Genomic DNA, 527 nt, shown 5'->3' on the forward strand with positions numbered 1-527 from the left:
CAGGCCGCCCGGCTCGCACACCATCTGGACCGGCACCCCGAGTTGGACCCGGTCGACGTCGGCTACTCCCTGGCCACCACCCGCACCCGGTTCGACCACCGCGCCGTCATCATCGGCACCACCCAGCAAGAGTTACTGGAACGCACCCGCGCCCTCGCCAGCAGCACACCCGCCAGCGGGGTCGTCACCGGAGTCGCCCGGCCCGGCGGGCTCGCCTTCGTCTTCACCGGACAAGGCAGCCAACGCCACGGCATGGGACGCGAACTGTATGCCGCCTACCCCGCCTTCGCCACCACGTTCGACGCAGTCATCGACCTCCTCGATCAGCGGTTGGCCGGACACACACCGGTACCCCTACGCGAGGTGCTGCTCGGCGACGCCGACCCGCAGTTGCTCGACCAGACCCTCTACACCCAGCCCGCCCTGTTCGCCCTGCAAACCGCCCTCACCCACCTGCTGTCCACCTGGGGCATCACCCCCACCGCGGTGGCCGGGCACTCCATCGGCGCCATCGCCGCCGCCTGCAC

At 70.8% G+C, this 527-nt stretch carries 1 protein-coding gene; it reads left to right on the top strand.

Features of this window, described 5'->3' with window-relative positions:
- Positions 1-527 (top strand): acyltransferase domain-containing protein (locus tag FLW16_RS43045; protein WP_142566732.1); only part of this gene is annotated, 527 nt, incomplete at both ends.

It is taken from the genome of Microbispora sp. KK1-11 (assembly GCF_006874435.1).
Classification (GTDB): Bacteria; Actinomycetota; Actinomycetes; order Streptosporangiales; family Streptosporangiaceae; genus Microbispora; species Microbispora catharanthi.